Here is a 16,611-nt window from a genome sequence, read left to right as displayed (position 1 = left end):
GGTGGAGGTGTCCGGCCGGCTCCGGACCCCGGCCGCACACCTCGACCCGAGCGAACGCCTAGTAGGTGAAGGCGTCGGCGTAGACGAGCCGCGCCCGCACCGTCCGGGTGACCGAGAAGAAGAGGATCTCCACCGTCTGGTCCTCGACGGCGTCGAAGGGGTCGACCCCGTCGGGGTCGGTCTCGTGGATCTCGTACTCGCGCACGAGGATGCGCCACTCCTCGCCCTCCGGGACGGACTGCTTGGGCAGCCACCCGTCCCACTCGACGTCGTCGAGCCCGTTCGCCACGTCGGGGGACAGGACCACCGGGTCGTCGACGTCGCGCCACAGCAGGTCGTCGGTCGAGCCGGCCGGACGGCGCTGCACGGTCGCGGTGACCCGGTGGGTGCGCGCGAGGTCGTCGGCCGAGGGAGCCGCGGGGTTGAGGGCGAGGATGCCGACGCCGACCGGCCCACGGACCGCCACCCGGATCCGCGGCAGGGTCCGCGACACCCGGGCCTCGCGGCGGGGGAGCAGCTGGACCATGTCGGGGACGACGACCCGGGAGAGGTGGTGGTCGGCGATCGAGCAGGCCTGGTAGCGGGCGAGAGCCAGCCGGATGAACGGGGTGTACGACGCCCCCGCCGACACCTCGATGTCGCAGAACCACATGCCCCGGCCGGCGTCGAACTGCGGGGTGTGCGGGATGACCGAGACCTGCGCGCCCGGGGCCTCGTCGAGGGAGACGTCGTCGCCCCAGTCGCTGCGCAGGGGGAACTGGTGGACCCACGGGCCCGCGGCCGGGTCCTGCGAGCGGAAGGCCGGGTCGGCGCCCCACGTCGTCAGCAGCTCGGGCGGCGGCTTGACGGAGATGGCGGGGAAGAGGGTGCCCAACGTGGGACCGACCTCGGTCAGCTCGGTGGTGATGCCCGGGGACGCCATGAGCCGCTGGGTCGCGGTCAACGACGCCCGGCCCCTCAGCCGGACGAGCCCGCGCTCGGCGAGCCGGGACGACACCGAGTCGGCGACCTCGCGGGCGGCGAGGGGGATGTCGAAGCCGCGGTCGACGTCGATCGGCCAGGTCAGCCACGGCTGCTTGCGCACGACGACGCCGAGCTTCTCGCCGTCCCCCGAGGAGTACCAGGGGCGCCGCAGCCACACGCGCAGGGCGCTCGTGCGGGTGCGCACCGTGTAGCGCAGCGGGCGCCTGATCTCGGTGGCGACCGCGCCGGCGAGGAGGTCGCGGACGCCCTCGACCCGGGTCGCGGTGACGGCCGCGGCGGCGCGCGACGTCGCCCGGCCGAGAAGGCCCCCGGTCACCGCGCCGCGCGTCACCCGCAGCCCCGCCAGGGCCGGGCCACCGACGAACACCGGGCCGTCGTCGGCCTCGACGCGCAGCACCCGGTCGAGCACCGTCTCACTGGTCTCGGTCCAGGTGAACGTCGGCACGACGTACGCGACGTCGGGCGGGTCGGGGCGCTTGCTGCTCGGCACCTTGAGGACGGCGTCGGGGCCGAGGTGCTCGATGACGCGCTCGCGGGCCGGGTCGTCGTCCTCCCGCTGCTCCCACACCACGGGGTCGAAGTACTCGCGGAACCGGGTCGTCGCCTTGGCCCGGTAGGTCACCGTCCGGTGCCGGGTGTCGCCGAGGTCGTGCCGCAGGAGGTGGCGCGGCGGCATCCCGTGGCCGGTGACGTCGGTGCGACCGGTGCGCGCGGCGTCCTCGTCGGCCTCGATCTCGAAGTCGCCGACGTGCCCGTCGGCGCCGCGCAGCGCCCGGCCGTCGACGCCGTCGGCGGGGGCGTCCTCGGTGACGTCGTCGAGCTGCATCGTCCAGCGCGCGTCGACGTCGAGCCGGCCGGTGGAGCGGGCGTGGTTGTCGAGCGTCCCGACGAGCGACACGAACGTCTCGCCCGAGCGGCGGTCCATCCCCGACGCCGGGACGTTGACGACCGGGGGCAGGAGCGGCTTCTCGACGGCGTGGACGAGGACGACCTCGATCCCGGGGGTCAGCAGCCAGAGCCGGCCCTCGAGCGCCCGCGGCATCAGGGCCACCGAGCCCAGCAGGTCGAACACCCCGAGCAGCCTGAGCTCGGCGGAGCGCAGCGAGCTCGACAGCGCGGTGCGGGCGATCGTCGCCTGGGGCAAGGACACCCGCAGCACCCGGGAGGCGTCGTCCCAGTCGGGTCCGCCCGTGCCCTCGATCACCTCGAGGCGGAACGGCTGCCGGTCGTGCCACGGCGCGGCCCCGCCGCCGGTGTCGGACGGCCAGGCCCGGAGCAGGGCGGACCCGGCCGCCGTCCCCGGCACCCCGCGCCACGACGTGCCCACCGACGCGGGGTCGGGCAGGTACGGGGTGGCGAGCGGGCTGCGCGGGGGTTCGGGGGGCAGGTCCGCCGCCTCGCGGGTGGCGAGGGCGTAGGCGGCGTCGCGGTCGGCGGGTGTCGCGCCGGGGCCGAAGGCGACGTCGAACCCGCCGTGGAGCTCGGCCATCTGCTGGGAGGTCTTCGGGGGGACGACCCAGCGCGAGTCGTCGACGAGGTACGCGGTGGCCGGGCTCGAGTGGGCCGCCAGCCCGGTGATCCGCGGCAGCGCGGCCCACTGGGCGGGCGTCATCCCCAGGGTGCTCCTGATGACGAGGCGCAGCTGCGACTCGCCCTCGCCGTAGGCCCGGTGCGGCAGGACGCCGGGGTGGGGCACCGGCTCCCAGCGGAAGTAGGTCTGCTCGTCCGAGGAGTGCCGCTCGTCGAGGGCGTCGCCGTCGGCGCTGTTGCCCGCGAGGTCGACCGCCCGCCCGCGCAGCCGGTACCGGCTGCCGAAGCGCAGCGGGGTCAGCGTGCCGGGGGCGGCGGTGAACGAGGTCCGCAGCGGCACGTCGGCCGAGGGCTTCGGTGGCGGGTCGCTCGTGTCCAGGGTCTCCTCGGTCGTCACCGTGTGGCCGGGGCGCTTGGCGACCAGGCTCCATCCCGACCACGACGCCATCGCCTCGTGGAGGTAGACGTCGGGGTCGCCGGGCACCGAGGTCGTCGACGCGCCCTTGACGTACCCCTCGTCGCGCCCGACGACGAGCTCGTCCTCGGTCCCGTCGGGCTGGGCCACGACGTAGCGGCCCACCCGCTCGCAGAGGCTGCGGAACCCGGCGCCGTCGCGGTCGACGTCGAGGCGGTAGCCGCGCGTGACGTCCTCGGCCCACAGGTCGGCGGGGGTCCCGGCGGCCATCGCGCCCTGGGCGTCGGACTGCCGGTCGGCCTGCTCGACGACCCCCTCGACCCGGTGCCGGTGGACCACGGTGAAGCCGCCGCTGCGCAGGCCGGGCAGGCTGCCCTCGTCGGGCGTCATCGTCCCGGTCGGCGCCTCACCGGTGAGGTAGCGGCGGGTCGTGTCCATCGTCGCGGCCGCGTGGATCATCTTCAGCGCCGAGCCGTCGATGTCGAGCTGGTGGAGGAAGAGCCGCTCGGTGCGGAAGGTCAGCTGACCGGGCGCGAGGTGGGTCTCGCGGCGGGGGCGCGCGACGAACAGCCGGTCCTGCAGCAGGTAGTTCGTCCACGGCCGGTTCTGCTCCTCCTCCATCCAGGCGTCGAACGGGTTGGCGACCACCAGCCGCATCCGGCCCGTGCCGTCGCCGGCGGCCGGGCGCTCGAGGACGACGTCGAGGGCGAGGCCCAGCGGGCGCAGCAGCCGGGGGTAGTCGCCGAGGGCGCCGACGTAGCCGTGGTAGTCGACCCGCCGGAGCTCCGGCCGGGGCAGCGCGCCCTGACCCTTGGTGCCGAGCTCGTCCTTGAGGCGGCTGCCGGCGCGGTAGCGGTCGTAGAAGCGGTTCGTCGCGGTGAAGGCCAGCGCGGTCGAGGTGTACGCGTCCGGCGGGACGTAGCGGAAGCGCCGGTCGTCGCGGTTGCCGTGCTCGCCGTCGCGCATCCGGTCGAGGAGCTTGTCGTCGTGCCGCGGGTCGGCGCCGACCCGGCCGAGCTCCTCGACGACCGCGGCGAGCGGGCCGGAGGTCACCGGCGGGAGGGCCTCCGGGCTCGCCAGCCCGACGGCCCGGTAGGTGCCCAGGACCGACTGGGCGACGTCGTGGGCGGGGAAGGAGTGCCACTTCCGCGTCGAGAGGTCGGTGACCTCGTGGTCGAGGACCGCGACCTCGGCGGTGAAGACCCGGTCGTGGACCCGCTGGTCGGGGGCGTCGGAGTCGGGGTCGGGCCTCGCCGGGATCCGTTCCCCGGTGTCGAGCTCGACGAGGAGCTCGAGGTCGCGCACGACCTCCGGCCACCGGGAGAAGAAGGGGAAGTCGGTGAGCAGGCGCTCGCCGGCGCCGTCGGTGGACAGCCGTGGCGAGACGAACACGGTCGCGCGCAGCAGCCCGTCGTCCTGCGGGTGCAGCCCGTGGGGGAGGACGGTGAACAGGGCCGACTCGGTCACGTCGTCCTCCTCAGGCCGCGAACGCGGTGCAGTAGTCGTCCCACGGGCGGTCGCCGCCGCCGACGGGCCCCATGACCTGGGCGAACGTCGGGTCCTGCTCGGAGCCCTTGAACTTCTTCTCGCACTCGATCTCGACCGAGGCCGAGAAGAAGAGGACCTCGACCTCGATGGTGAGCACGGCCCGCCCGATGGCGGTGTTCGTGTCGATCTCGTAGGTCAGCTCGAGGTAGAGCTCGATCGAGGCCGAGATGAGGCCGAGGACGTCGACCTCGCCGCGCAGCCGGAAGTAGCCGGTGAGCTGGCTGTTGCCCTTCTCGATCCGGAAGTAGATGCCGGCCATGACCTCGATGGAGCCGCTCGCCACGCCGAAGTCCAGGGCCACGGCGGCGCCGAACTCGAAGGCCGCCTCGAGGGACCTGCACCCGTCGGGCTGGACGGTGATGGCGAAGAAGCCGCCGCCGCCGAAGAGCCACACGGTGAGCAGGAACGGGCGCTCGCGGGTGCAGAAGGAGAAGGTGAAGTCCAGGCTCTCGCCGATGAAGGGGACGCGGACCTCGGCGCCCAGGCTGACCCGGGTCAGGCTCATCAGGCCGACGGTGAGCGGCGGGACGTCGAGGTCGAAGCCGGCGCGGATGCCGGAGGAGTCGGCGTCGAGGTAGGGCGGGTCCGAGAAGCCGTCGAGGGGGATGATGCTGCGCAGCGTGTTGACGAACGACAGCGGGCCGCCGAAGGTCACGCCCTCCGTGCCGAAGACGATGTTCACGTCGGCCTTGCGACCGGCGACCATGACGAACTCGATCGTCTCGACCGTCAGCGCCACCCACGGGTCGTCGCCGACGAGCTGGAGCCGGAACGGGCTGATCGAGCAGGCGACCGAGGCCGTGGGGTCGCCACCCGAGGTCACGGGCGCCGTCATCTCGACGACGAGGTCGAGCGTGGCGCGCGCCGTCGCCACGGCCTTGCCGTCGGGGGCGAAGGTGATCGGCTGGAACACCGCGGCCCCCGCAGGGGCGGCCTTGAGCGGCACCGACCAGGCCAGGCGCGCCCGCACCGACTCGGGTAGCGAGAGCCCCGAGAGCACCTGCTCGACGAGCCCGATGAGCGTCGCGGCGTCGGCGACGTGCTCCTCGAGGCGGCGCACCACCCCGGCGACCTCGGTGCGCAGGGGCGCCGGCAGCGTGGTGGCGGCGGCGACGGCGTCGACGACCCCGCCGAGGGTGCCGCCGAGGGTCGCCACTGGTCCCGAGAGGTCGGAGCCGGGTGACCACCCGGCGACGGCCGTCGCGACCCCGCCCGCGGCCGTGGCGACCGAGTCGACCGCGGTCAGGACCGCCTGGCCCTGCGTGTCGGCGGCGTCGACCCGCGATGCGAGGGTCGAGGCCAGCTCGGTGACCCGGGCGAGGTCGCGCTGGAAGGCCGAGACGGCGTCGAGGCTGTCGGCGACGAACCGGGGGAACGTCCCCGGCCCGATCGCCTCGATGAGGTCGACGAGGCTCAGCGCGCCGAACAGCTTGGCCGGGATCGATCCGAAGAAGTCGGCCGGCATGACGGTGCCCGAGACCGCCTTGTCGACGGCGCACCCGATGGGACCGGTCGACCCCGAGAGCCCGCGCACCGACATGTTCGGCGTGACGAACCCGCCCGAGCGGTCGGCCTGGCTGGTGAAGTCGAGCGCAGGCGGGGTGACCGACTCGAGGAAGACGTGGGCGGCGTTGCCCTGCAGCCCCTTGGCCGCGTAGTGCGCCGGCACCACCACCGACAGCGGCCCGGACTGCTTGGCCACGACGCTCATCGACGGCACGACGACGCTGGCCTCGCGCAGGAGGGGCGCGAACCGCGGCTCGTCCTGGGGCCGGTTGGCCAGGCGGGAGTCGACGGCGGCGTCGAGGAGGAGCGAGGCCGTCTCGACCGTCGTGTCGAGGGGCGTGCCGTCGGGTGCGACGCTGGGGGCGAACGCGATCCGCGCGCCCTTGGTCTGCTGGCGACGCACGTGGTCGGGTGCCTTCCAGTAGGCCTCGACGATGCGGGGGAGGTCCCACGGCAGGCCCGGGTCGACCCGGTTGTAGCCGCGCCCGACGAAGAGCAGGGGGCCGCCGTACTCGAGGGTGTTCCCCTCGCGGTCGGTGGCGAGGACGGCGAACGGGAAGGGCTGGTCACCGACGTGGGGGACCATGACCCGGGTGCCGATGGCCGTGCCGGAGAAGTCGAGGCTCCCGTCGGGCCGGAGGTCGCCGCCCTTCTCGAGGTCGGGGGTGATCTTGGTCAGGATCGACACGCTCGCGAGCGGCATCGACAGGTCGAGCCGCTTCTGGTGCCGGCGCGGCCCGTACGTGCGGGTGTCGTCGTAGACCCCGGAGTCGCCGTAGGTGCGGGTGCGCTCGATGACGGCGATGTACTGGCGCTTCCACAGGTACGCCGGCCGACCGGGCTCGCTCTCGGCGAAGTCGCGCTCACTGACCTCGACGAGCACCGCGCGGTGACCGAAGGGGAAGAGGAACCCGGTCCGGGCGACCTTGACGTACTGGTCGCGACCGAGGGTGGACCGGTGCTTCCACTCGACGAGGTCCATCGACCCCTCGGGGAGCGAGGTGACCTCGAGGTCGCTGCGCAGCCAACCGCCGAGGGTCGTCAGCATCATCCGGTCGACGCTGACGGGCACCGGGTCCCAGAAGCGGCCGCCCCACGTCCTCATCCGCTGGTTCGACGTCTCGTGGACGATCTGGATCCGGTCGACGGCGGTCAGCGGCTTGAGCCACCCCGGCTCGTCGGTGGTGGGGAGGGCGCCCGTCCCGTCCGCCGTGGCGGCCTCGGGGTCGTCGTCGAGGTCGCGCGCCCAGATGGCGCGCACCATCGAGCTGCGGCGGTCGTCCTCGTCGATGGCGACGACCCCGTCGGTGGTCGACCTGCCGCCCAGCCGGCTGTGCCACAGCTCGGTCCGGTCGGCGAGGACCGAGGGTTCCCGGGCGTGCGTGAACCCGGCGAGGTCGCTGGGGGAGAGGAGGAGCCGCCAGGGCAGCTCGATGGCCGTCTCCGACGACGTGGGGGCGCGGGGCGCCCTGCGGGTGGCGGCCTCGACGACCCAGGGCGGCAGCTCGGTGACGAGGTCCCCGACGCCGAGCGACTCCGTCGCCCACCAGCCGGAGACGCTCGCGTTCGTCTCGTCGGCGCCCAGGCGCGGGGCCAGGCGCGCGCTCGTGGCGAGGAGGCGCTGGCGGGTCAGCGAGTGGGCGACGACCGTGGAGGCCGACGCCGAGGACGCGAGAGCGGCCAGCGAGGTCGCGGTCGCTGACAGCCCCTCGGTCGCCAGGGTCCGGAACCGCGACGGCGGGCGGGTGGCGTGCGGCGCGACGGCGAGGGGCAGGGTGCTCATCGCGGCGAGGAGGCCGTCGAGGGAGTACGTCACCTGCTCGCCCGCGACCGAGAACACGAGCCGGCTGTGCCCCGAGAGCCGGGCCTGGACGGGTCGGTGGGTGGGGTCGGACGCCGTCGTCGAGCGGAAGAACGCCTCCTCGGTGAGGTGCTGCGGCGGGAAGTCGACGACGAGCCGCGCCGGGCGGCTCGGGACGTACCGCCGCAGGACCGGGACGCCGTCCTCGGTCGCCAGGGTGAGGTTGACGAAGGAGAAGCGCAGGCACAGCAGGTCGGCGGGGCGGACGACGACGACGGGCTGCGGCCCGAACCGGGCCAGGGCCCCGCGGTCGACGCGGCCGAGGAGCGCGCCGGGCTCACTCACGTCACGCACGGTGAGTCCGAGGTCCTTCAGGGTCTGGCGTGGTTTCTGAGGCACGGTGCCCCTCCGTCGGCAGGGGGCCGCCGCCGAGCGGCCGACCTCGCCACGCTAGACCCGCCCCGCGGGGCCGACCATCGGGCTGGCACCACCATCGGTGCGCACTCTCGGGGCTGTCGGCCCGACCGCTGCGCCCTCCACCGTTCGGGTACGGATGGCGCCACGCCCGCCCCGAAACCGGCGGAACGCGGCGTCCCGGCGGCCCGCGAGCCCTACAGTCGGGCCATCCGATCCACGTGAGGGGATGAACGGTGTCCGACGAGTTCGAGTCCGCCACGGCCGAGGTGCCCAAGGGCTGGTACCCCATGCCCGACGGTCGCCAGCGCTACTGGGACGGCGTGCGCTGGACCGAGAACTTCACGACCCAGCCCCCGACCCACCAGAAGCTCGAGAAGCGGCACCGCAACCTCGTCCTGCTCGGCTGGGCGCTCGGCATCCTCGTCGTCGTGATCCTCGGCGTCGCCGTGGTGCGGATCCTGCACCTGGAGTCGCAGCAGCAGCAGATCTACGACCAGATCCGGCGCGACATCGACAACGTCCGCCCGTAGCCACCGTGGTCCTGCCGGCCCGGAGGGCTCGGCTCAGGCCTCCGAGACCGCGCGGACGGCGGCGCTCGCCTCGTCGATGATGGCCGTCATCGCGGCGGTCGCCCGGGCCGCGTCGCCGGCCCCGATCGCCTGGGCGACGTCGGAGTGCAGCCGGATGGCCTCCGGGTTGGGGCGCGCCGGCATGAGGTCGTGGTGGGTGCGTCCCGCGAGGACCTCGCCGACGACGCCGGCGAGGGCGGCGAGCATCTCGTTGCCCGAGGCCTCGAGCATCGTCGCGTGGAAGACCTGGTCGGCCGCGAGGTAGGCCTCGAGGTCCTGCGCCTTGGCCTGGACCTGCATCTCCATGACGGCGCCGGCCATCCGGGCGCACTGCTCCCTGCTGGCCCGCTCCGCCGCGAGTCCGGCTGCCACGGGCTCGAACCCGCGCCGCAGCTCGCCGAGGGAGAGCAGCTGCTCCTCGCGGCCGGGCCCCTCGAGGCGCCACCGGATGATGCGGGGGTCGAAGACGTTCCACTGCACGCGGGGACGCACGAGGACGCCCACCCGACGGCGCGTCTCGACGAGCCCCATCGAGGACAGGACCCGCACGGCCTCGCGCACGACCGAGCGGGACACCCCGAACCGCTCGTCCAGCCGGTCGATCCGCAGCACCGACCCCACGGGGGCGACGCCCGAGACGATCTCGGCGCCGAGGGCGTCGAGGACGTCGGCGTGCAGGTCGGCGGGACCGGGGGTCCCGGTCGCCGGTTCGTCGGTCCGCTCCGCGCGCGCCATGGAGGACAGGGTGCCAGACTCCGACGTATCGGGGCAGCACCTTCATGTCATGGGACTTGTTTTGTGTTATCTCTTGATAAATCTGACTTATTGCTCCACGCTGGTCCACGACCGTCCTCGATGCCGAGAGCCGCAGCCGACAAAGGAGTCGCGCATGACCACCGCTGACCACCCACCCCTCGTCGTGATGATGGGGGTGTCCGGCTCCGGGAAGACCGTCGTGGGCGCCGCCCTCGCGCAGCGGCTGCGGGTCCCCTTCGCCGACGCCGACGACTTCCACCCGGCGCAGAACATCGCGAAGATGTCGGCGGGCGTCCCGCTCACGGACGACGACCGGGAGCCCTGGCTGCGGACCATCGCCACCTGGCTCCACGAGCACGCGGACGCCGGGGGAGTGGTCGCCTGCTCGGCCCTCAAGCGCTCGTACCGCGAGCTGCTGCGCGAGCACGCCACGCACACCGCCTTCCTCCACCTGCACGGCGACCGCGACGTCCTCGCCGCCCGGGTCGCCGGCCGCCCCGGGCACTTCATGCCCGCTGCCCTCATCGACAGCCAGTTCGCCACGCTCGAGCCGCTGGAGGCCGACGAGAACGGCGCCACCCTCGACGTCACCCACTCCGTCGACGACCTCGTCGAGCAGTCCTCCTCCATCCTCTCCGCGAAGGGCGGTTCCCCCGCATGACCACCGACATCCAGGGCCTGTTGTTCCCCGCCCTCTCGGCCGCCGACGCCGCGATCCCCGACATCCCCGCCGCGCGCCTGATCCCCGCGGCCCTGCTCGGCATCGCCGTCATCGTCGTGCTCATCACGAAGTTCAAGATCCACCCCTTCCTCGGCCTGACGCTCGGGTCGCTCACCGTGGGGGCCGTCGCCGGGGTCGCGATGAGCGACACGGTCGACTCCTTCACCAAGGGCTTCGGCTCCACCGCCGCGGGCGTCGGCACCCTGATCGCCCTCGGCGCGATGTTCGGCAAGCTCCTCGCCGACTCCGGTGGCGCCGACGAGATCGTCGACACGATCGTCGGCCGCTCGTCCGACCGCACGCTGCCGTGGGCGATGGCCGGCGTCGGCGCGCTCATCGGCCTGCCGATGTTCTTCGAGATCGGCCTCGTCCTGCTGATGCCCGTCATCTTCCTCGTCGCGCGGCGCTCCGGGCTCTCGCTCATCAAGGTCGGCATCCCGGCCCTGGCCGGTCTGTCGGCGATGCACGGCCTCGTCCCGCCGCACCCCGGCCCGCTCGTCGCCATCGACGCCCTCAAGGCCAACCTCGGCATCACGCTCGGCCTCGGCGTCCTCGTCGCGCTGCCGACCATCGCCATCGCCGGCCCCTGGTTCGCCCGCTACGCCGGCAGGTGGGTCGACGTCCCGGCCCCCGAGCTGTTCAACACCGACCGCGAGGAGGACCGCGCCGGCCGCCAGCGCCCCTCGTTCGGCGCCACGCTCTTCGCCGTCCTCACCCCGGTCGTGCTGATGATGGCCAAGGCGTTCGCCGACATCTTCCTCGCCGAGGGCAACGCCGTGCGCACCGTCCTCGACTTCCTCGGGACGCCGATCATCGCGCTGCTCATCGCCGTCTTCGTCGGCATGGCCACCCTCGGCCGCGGCGCCGGCATGGGGATGAAGGACCTCGCCACGTCGCTCGAGGCCTCGCTGCCGCCCATCGCGGGCATCCTGCTCATCGTCGCCGCGGGCGGTGGCTTCAAGCAGACCCTCGTCGACACCGGCATCGGCAAGCTCGTCGCCGACTGGGTGCAGAGCAGCGGCATCTCGGTGCTCCTCCTCGCGTGGATCGTCGCGGTCCTCATCCGCCTGGCCACCGGCTCGGCCACCGTCGCCACCGTCACGGCCTCGGGCATCCTCGCCCCGCTCGCCGCCGGCATGCCCGTCGCCGAGGTCTCGCTCCTCGTGCTCGCGATCGGTGCCGGCTCGGTGTTCTTCAGCCACGTCAACGACGCCGGGTTCTGGCTCGTCAAGGAGTACTTCAACCTCAGCGTCGGCCAGACGATCAAGAGCTGGTCGATCATGGAGACGCTGCTGTCGGTCTCCGGGCTCGTCTTCGTCCTCATCCTCGGGATCTTCGTCTAGCCCGCGACCCGCTGACCGCGGCCCGCTGCGGCGGGGTCCGCGGCCGCCCGACCACGCCCTCGGCGCCACGTGCGCCGGGGGCGCGGTCGTGGGCCGTCAGGGGGTGCGTGCCGGCACGGGTGCCCGCGGCGGGATCAGGGCGAGGTCGTACCCGGCGAGGACGGCCGAGAGCCGGTCGCGGACGCCGAGCTTGGTGTAGATCCGGCCGAGGTGCACCTCGATGGTTCGTGGCGAGGCCCCCAGCGCCCGGCCGATGTGCGTGCAGGTGTGCCCCCGGGCCAGCAGCACGAGGACCTCGCGCTCGCGCGCGGTGAGGTGGGGGACGGCCGTCCGGGCCCGCACGGCGGACAGGCCGACGAGGGCGAGGACGTCGGCGACGACGGGGCGCAGCGCGGCCAGCCGCTCGAGCGACGCGGCCCCGAAGTCCGCACCGCTGCGGGCGAACATCGCGACGGCGAGCTCCGGCCCGCCGACCAGCGGGAGCGTGCACACCTGGTCGACGCCGCACAGGCGCACGCAGCCGGCCCGCTGGGTCGAGGTCCTCCACCGGGCGGCGCCGAACGTCCGCTCCGCGGTGCGCGGCGTGAGGTCGCCGGCGGCGACGGGGTCGAGGAGGGGGTCGCCCGGGCCGAGCAGCTCGAGCTCGCGCGAGACCTCGACCTCGCTGCCCTCGGGCATCCGCCGGCCGATGACCCGCACCGTGGTGCGCGTCGCCTCGGACTGCACGAGGAGGCCGACCTCGGCCTCGACGAGGTCGCAGAGCAGGTCGAGCACGGAGCCGACCCGCGCGACCTCCCCGTCGCTGCGCGCCGCCCGGCCGAGGATGTCGGTGACGAGCTCGAGTGTCGGATCCCCCTGCCCCATGACGGAACGGTAGGGAGTCCGCAGGCGCCTGACCAGCACTTTTGGAGCCAGGCCCGCGCTGCTGCTCAGCGCGCTCACAGGAAGGGGTGGCGGCCGCGGCCCCTGCCGTCGCGGCCGCCACCGGGCACGGTCACCCGCAGTTGTGGCCCTCCGCCGCCGCGATCCACGTCATGACCATCTCGTCCGCGAGGGTCGACCCGTGGCCGAAGTACTCGAGTCCCTTGCCGTTCGCGCCGTTCGGGTTCGAGCTGCCGCCGGTGCCCTTGGGGTCGCCGATCGTCATCTTCTCGAAGATCTTGATGCCGACGGGAAGCCCGGCCGAGCGCAGCGCCGCGTAGCCCGCGTCGACCGCACCGGCGCACTGCGCCTCGTAGCCGGCGATCTCCGAGGCACCGGCCTGCGCGCTGAAGACCAGCCAGTTCGGCGAGGCCGGGGCGTTGAGGGAGTACATCGGGACGTAGCAGTGGTGGGCCATCGCGGGGGCGGCACCCAGGGCGACGGCACCGGTCGCTGCGACGCCGACGAAGAGCCCCCTGCGGACTCTCGATCTGATGGACATGGTTCCTCCTTCACGGACGGGGGTGGCGGTGAGCCACCCCCATGGAACCGGCCGGGGAGTCGGGCGTGGAGTCAGGAGATCCCCGTACGCCCGCCCGGGGGCGAGGGCGGCCCCGCGACCTCCCGTAGGCTTGACCCTCGTGGCCACCGACTTTTCGCAGGAGATCAAGGACCTTCGCTCGACCATGGCGTCCGTGCGGGAGGTGACCGACCTGACCAGGCTCGAGGCGGCCATCGCCGACTTCGAGAAGCAGGCGTCCGACCCCCACCTCTGGGACGACCAGGAGAAGGCGCAGGTCGTGACGTCCGGGCTCTCGCGCGCCAAGGCCGAGCACGACCGGGTCACCGGGATGGACGCGAAGATCGACGACCTCGAGGCCCTCGTCGAGATGGGCCAGGAGGAGAACGACGCCGAGACCCTCGCCGAGGCCGAGAAGGAGCTCGTCGCCGTGCGCAAGGCCGTCGGCGAGCTCGAGGTGCGCACCCTGCTCGCCGGCGAGTGGGACGAGCGGGCCGCGGTCGTGACGATCCGCGCCGGCGCCGGTGGCGTCGACGCCGCCGACTTCGCCGAGATGCTCATGCGGATGTACCTGCGCTGGGCCGAGCGCCACGGCTACCCCGTCAAGGTGCTCGACACCTCCTACGCCGAGGAGGCGGGCCTGAAGTCGGCCACCTTCGAGGTCGACGTCCCCTACGCCTACGGCAACCTCTCGGTCGAGGGCGGCACCCACCGCCTCGTGCGGATCAGCCCCTTCGACAACCAGGGCCGCCGCCAGACGAGCTTCGCCGCCGTCGAGGTCGTGCCGCTCATCGAGCAGACCGACACCATCGAGATCCCCGAGAACGACCTGAAGATCGACGTCTTCCGCTCCAGCGGCCCGGGCGGCCAGTCGGTCAACACCACCGACTCCGCCGTGCGCATGACGCACCTGCCCACCGGCACCGTCGTGTCGATGCAGAACGAGAAGAGCCAGATCCAGAACCGCGCCGCGGCCCTGCGCGTCATGCAGTCGCGCCTGCTCCTGCTGAAGAAGGCCGAGGAGGCCGCCGAGCGCAAGGAGCTCGCCGGTGACGTCAAGGCCAGCTGGGGTGAGCAGATGCGCTCCTACGTCCTGCACCCCTACCAGATGGTCAAGGACCTGCGCACCGAGCACGAGGTCGGCAACACCTCAGGGGTGTTCGACGGCGACATCGACGGCTTCATCGAGTCCGGGATCCGCTGGCGGATCGCCCAGGACAAGGCCGCCGCCGAGGGCTGACCGGTGCCGACCGACCTCGACTGGCCGTCCTGGACGCGCGCCCTCGCCGAGGCCGTGCGCAAGCTCGACGACGGCGCGTCGCTCCTCGTCACCGCAACCGGCTCGGCCGCCCGGCCCACGCTGCTGCGCAAGGCGCGCCTCGGCGGGTTCGTCCCGGCTCGGCACCAGGTCGTGGCCCCGTGGGTGCGGCTCGTCCGCTCGGACGAGCACCTGAGGGGCTCGTGCGTCGGCTCCGAGGCCGCGGGCGGCCGGTTCCCGTTCTCGCCCGCGGAGCGGTCGGCGCTCGCCGACCTCGGCTGGCACGAGCCGCCGCCCCTCGAGGGCGAGGACTACACCCACTGGTGGCCCGACGACGTCCCGTCGGGGCCCTTCCTCCCCGAGGACGACGCACGCCGGGCCGCGCAGATGGTGGCCGAGACGTTCCGCACCGTGCTGTCCCCGCCCACCGCGGACGACCCCGCTCCGGCGCTGCCCACCATCACGACCGACTGACCCCGCGTCCTCCGCCCCGCCGCTCCGGTCGCCGGCGCCCGCGGGGAGATCTCGTCGCGTGTGCTGAGGTGGCTGCTCCGGCGACCACCTGAGCACACGCCGCGGAGAGATCTCGTCGCGTGTGCTGAGGTGGCTGCTCCGGCGACCACCTGAGCACACGCGACCGGTCGGGCGGTCGGGCGGCGCGGGGGAGTGGGGGCGTGGGGGCGGCCCACGGGCGGGCGGTCGACGGTGTGGCGACGCCACGTTGTCGCAGGTCGGGGGCCCGATGAGGCTGGCCGGCATGTCGATGACGACCGCGCAGCGCCGCGCCCGCCGCACCGTCCTGTCCTCCACCCTCGCCGGGGCCGTCGTCGTCGGCGGCGCCCTCGCGAGCGCCGCGCCCGCGGTCGCCGGGAAGCCCGGCGCGGGTCACTGCGCCCGTGTCGACAAGGTGAGGGTCAAGGGGGCCGAGCGCGTCGAGGTCGCCTGCCTCGACGACCTCACGACCACGGGGACGACGAGGAGCGGGCACACGAACCCCGCCGACTGGAGCGGCCTGCACGCCCCCGGGACGAGGACGCCGAGCGGGGTGCCCGGCATCCAGGTCGACGGGTACTTCCCCGACACCTCGACGTCGAACACCAACCACGGGTGGAACCACGACAGCCAGTTCGTCATCCGGATCCCGGACGACTGGAACGGCGGGCTCGTCGTCAGCGGGGCGCCCGGGGTGCGCGGGCAGTACGCGAACGACCTCGTCATCGGTGACTGGGTGCTTGCGAAGGGCTACGCGTTCGCCAGCACCGACAAGGGCAACATGGGTGCGGGCTTCTGGGACGACGGCTCCACGCCCGGGGGCTCGATCCGCGAGTGGCACCGGCGCGTCACCGAGCTGGCCGTGGCGGCCAGGGACACCGTCGGGCACGTGCGCGCTCAGCGGCCGAGCCGCACGTACATGGCGGGGATCTCGAACGGCGGCTACCTGACCCGGTGGCAGCTCGAGAACCGGCCCGACCTCTACGACGGCGGCCTCGACTGGGAGGGCACGTTGTTCCGGGCCGACGGGCCCAATCTCCTGACCTACCTGCCCACCGCCCTCGAGCACTACCCCGCGTATGCCGCGACCGGCGACGAGGCGGCCCACGCGGCGATGCTCGACGCCGGCTTCCAGCCCGGCACGGAGTTCCTCTGGCCGTTCCACCACCAGGTGTACTGGGATGCCACGCAGCGCTGGTACCGCGAGGAGCTCGACCCCACGTACGACGGTGACCTGAAGGCGGGAGTCCCGTTCTGCGCCAGCGGGACCCCGGCCTGTGACGCCGACTACGACTACGCCGCGCGGCCACAGGCGGTCAAGGACGCCGTCCGCTCCATCGAGCTGACCGGGGCCATCGGCAAGCCGCTCGTGACGATCCACGGCGACCTCGACACCCTGCTGCCGATCGCCACCGACTCCGACGTCTACGACCGGCTCGTCGACGACGCGGGCTCCGGCGACCGCCACCGGTACTACCGGGTCGAGGACGGCACCCACACCGACGGCCTGTACGCCGCGTTCCCGGACCGGCTCCGCCCGCTGCTGCCCTGCGCCCGGACCGGGTTCGACCTGCTCACCGCGTGGGTCGAGGACGGCACGCCGCCCCCCGCCGACCGGACCGTCCCGCGTCCCGCGGGCGACGTCCTCGACACCTGCGCCCTCTGAGGGGGCACGGAGGCGAGCCGGAGGACCTCGGGGACCGAACGGCCCCCCGGGGTCGGCCGACCGGGTGGACCCTGCCGGTGACCCGCCGAAGGGGCGGGACCTGACCGCGCCCGACAGGTCGGCGACCTATCCTCGAAAGGCCGTGCCCGACGGGGCGCGGAGCA

The 16,611-nt window shown here is 73.6% G+C and carries 11 protein-coding genes; 6 read left to right on the top strand and 5 right to left on the bottom strand.

Annotation, left to right across the window (positions count from 1 at the left end; all coding sequences use genetic code 11):
- Positions 1-58: 58 nt before the first annotated feature.
- Together ACFWN3_RS04425 and ACFWN3_RS04420 are read right to left on the bottom strand one after the other, a co-directional pair.
- Positions 59-4,396, bottom strand: coding sequence for a hypothetical protein (locus ACFWN3_RS04425; protein ID WP_377643812.1), 4,338 nt, complete (start codon positions 4,394-4,396; stop codon positions 59-61).
- A 10-nt stretch (positions 4,397-4,406) separates the two neighbouring features.
- On the bottom strand, positions 4,407-8,129 hold the full coding sequence (locus tag ACFWN3_RS04420; RefSeq protein WP_377643810.1) for a hypothetical protein: 3,723 nt from the start codon (positions 8,127-8,129) through the stop codon (positions 4,407-4,409).
- Between the two features lie 305 nt (positions 8,130-8,434).
- Here ACFWN3_RS04420 and ACFWN3_RS04415 point away from each other — a divergent pair, with 305 nt between their 5' ends.
- Positions 8,435-8,731, top strand: a complete 297-nt coding sequence (locus ACFWN3_RS04415; RefSeq protein WP_377643808.1) for a DUF2510 domain-containing protein — start codon at positions 8,435-8,437, stop codon at positions 8,729-8,731.
- Between the two features lie 33 nt (positions 8,732-8,764).
- On the opposite strand, the gene ACFWN3_RS04410 is transcribed toward ACFWN3_RS04415, so the two are convergent.
- Positions 8,765-9,505 (bottom strand): FadR/GntR family transcriptional regulator, encoded by a 741-nt coding sequence (locus tag ACFWN3_RS04410; RefSeq protein WP_377643806.1) that lies wholly within the window; start codon positions 9,503-9,505, stop codon positions 8,765-8,767.
- Between the two features lie 154 nt (positions 9,506-9,659).
- Here ACFWN3_RS04410 and ACFWN3_RS04405 point away from each other — a divergent pair, with 154 nt between their 5' ends.
- Both ACFWN3_RS04405 and ACFWN3_RS04400 read left to right on the top strand, forming a co-directional pair.
- The gene (locus ACFWN3_RS04405; RefSeq protein ID WP_377643805.1) at positions 9,660-10,187 is read left to right on the top strand and encodes a gluconokinase; all 528 of its coding nucleotides are present in this window, start codon (positions 9,660-9,662) and stop codon (positions 10,185-10,187) included.
- A complete protein-coding gene (locus tag ACFWN3_RS04400) occupies positions 10,184-11,590 on the top strand; it encodes a GntP family permease (protein ID WP_377643803.1) in 1,407 nt (468 codons plus the stop codon). The genes ACFWN3_RS04405 and ACFWN3_RS04400 overlap by 4 nt, the downstream gene beginning before the upstream one ends.
- A 96-nt stretch (positions 11,591-11,686) precedes the next feature.
- Here the strand turns inward: ACFWN3_RS04400 and ACFWN3_RS04395 are convergent, their stop codons facing one another.
- Positions 11,687-12,454, bottom strand: a complete 768-nt coding sequence (locus ACFWN3_RS04395; RefSeq protein ID WP_377643801.1) for a response regulator transcription factor — start codon at positions 12,452-12,454, stop codon at positions 11,687-11,689.
- A 130-nt stretch (positions 12,455-12,584) separates the two neighbouring features.
- Positions 12,585-13,013, bottom strand: a complete 429-nt coding sequence (locus ACFWN3_RS04390) for a hypothetical protein (protein WP_377643799.1) — start codon at positions 13,011-13,013, stop codon at positions 12,585-12,587.
- Between the two features lie 139 nt (positions 13,014-13,152).
- Between ACFWN3_RS04390 and prfB the strand changes: the two genes are divergently transcribed.
- The 3 genes from prfB (at position 13,153) to ACFWN3_RS04375 (ending at position 16,447) form a co-directional block, all read left to right on the top strand.
- On the top strand, positions 13,153-14,271 hold the full coding sequence (gene prfB, locus ACFWN3_RS04385; RefSeq protein ID WP_377643797.1) for a peptide chain release factor 2: 1,119 nt from the start codon (positions 13,153-13,155) through the stop codon (positions 14,269-14,271).
- A gap of 3 nt (positions 14,272-14,274) precedes the next feature.
- Positions 14,275-14,763, top strand: a complete 489-nt coding sequence (locus ACFWN3_RS04380) for a hypothetical protein (protein ID WP_377643795.1) — start codon at positions 14,275-14,277, stop codon at positions 14,761-14,763.
- A 283-nt stretch (positions 14,764-15,046) separates the two neighbouring features.
- On the top strand, positions 15,047-16,447 hold the full coding sequence (locus ACFWN3_RS04375) for a 3-hydroxybutyrate oligomer hydrolase family protein (protein ID WP_377643793.1): 1,401 nt from the start codon (positions 15,047-15,049) through the stop codon (positions 16,445-16,447).
- Positions 16,448-16,611: the final 164 nt, after the last annotated feature.

Origin of the sequence: Oryzobacter terrae, from assembly GCF_042756445.1 — a bacterium.
Classification (GTDB): Bacteria; Actinomycetota; Actinomycetes; order Actinomycetales; family Dermatophilaceae; genus Oryzobacter; species Oryzobacter terrae.
This window is presented reverse-complemented; position numbering and strand designations above follow the sequence as displayed.

Coding starts and splice junctions, on each gene's coding strand:
- ACFWN3_RS04405 (WP_377643805.1), top strand. CDS start 9,660: ATGACCACCGCTGACCACCCACCCCTCGTCGTGATGATGGGGGTGTCC.
- ACFWN3_RS04410 (WP_377643806.1), bottom strand. CDS start 9,505: ATGGCGCGCGCGGAGCGGACCGACGAACCGGCGACCGGGACCCCCGGT.
- ACFWN3_RS04395 (WP_377643801.1), bottom strand. CDS start 12,454: ATGGGGCAGGGGGATCCGACACTCGAGCTCGTCACCGACATCCTCGGC.
- ACFWN3_RS04375 (WP_377643793.1), top strand. CDS start 15,047: ATGTCGATGACGACCGCGCAGCGCCGCGCCCGCCGCACCGTCCTGTCC.
- ACFWN3_RS04400 (WP_377643803.1), top strand. CDS start 10,184: ATGACCACCGACATCCAGGGCCTGTTGTTCCCCGCCCTCTCGGCCGCC.
- ACFWN3_RS04390 (WP_377643799.1), bottom strand. CDS start 13,013: ATGTCCATCAGATCGAGAGTCCGCAGGGGGCTCTTCGTCGGCGTCGCA.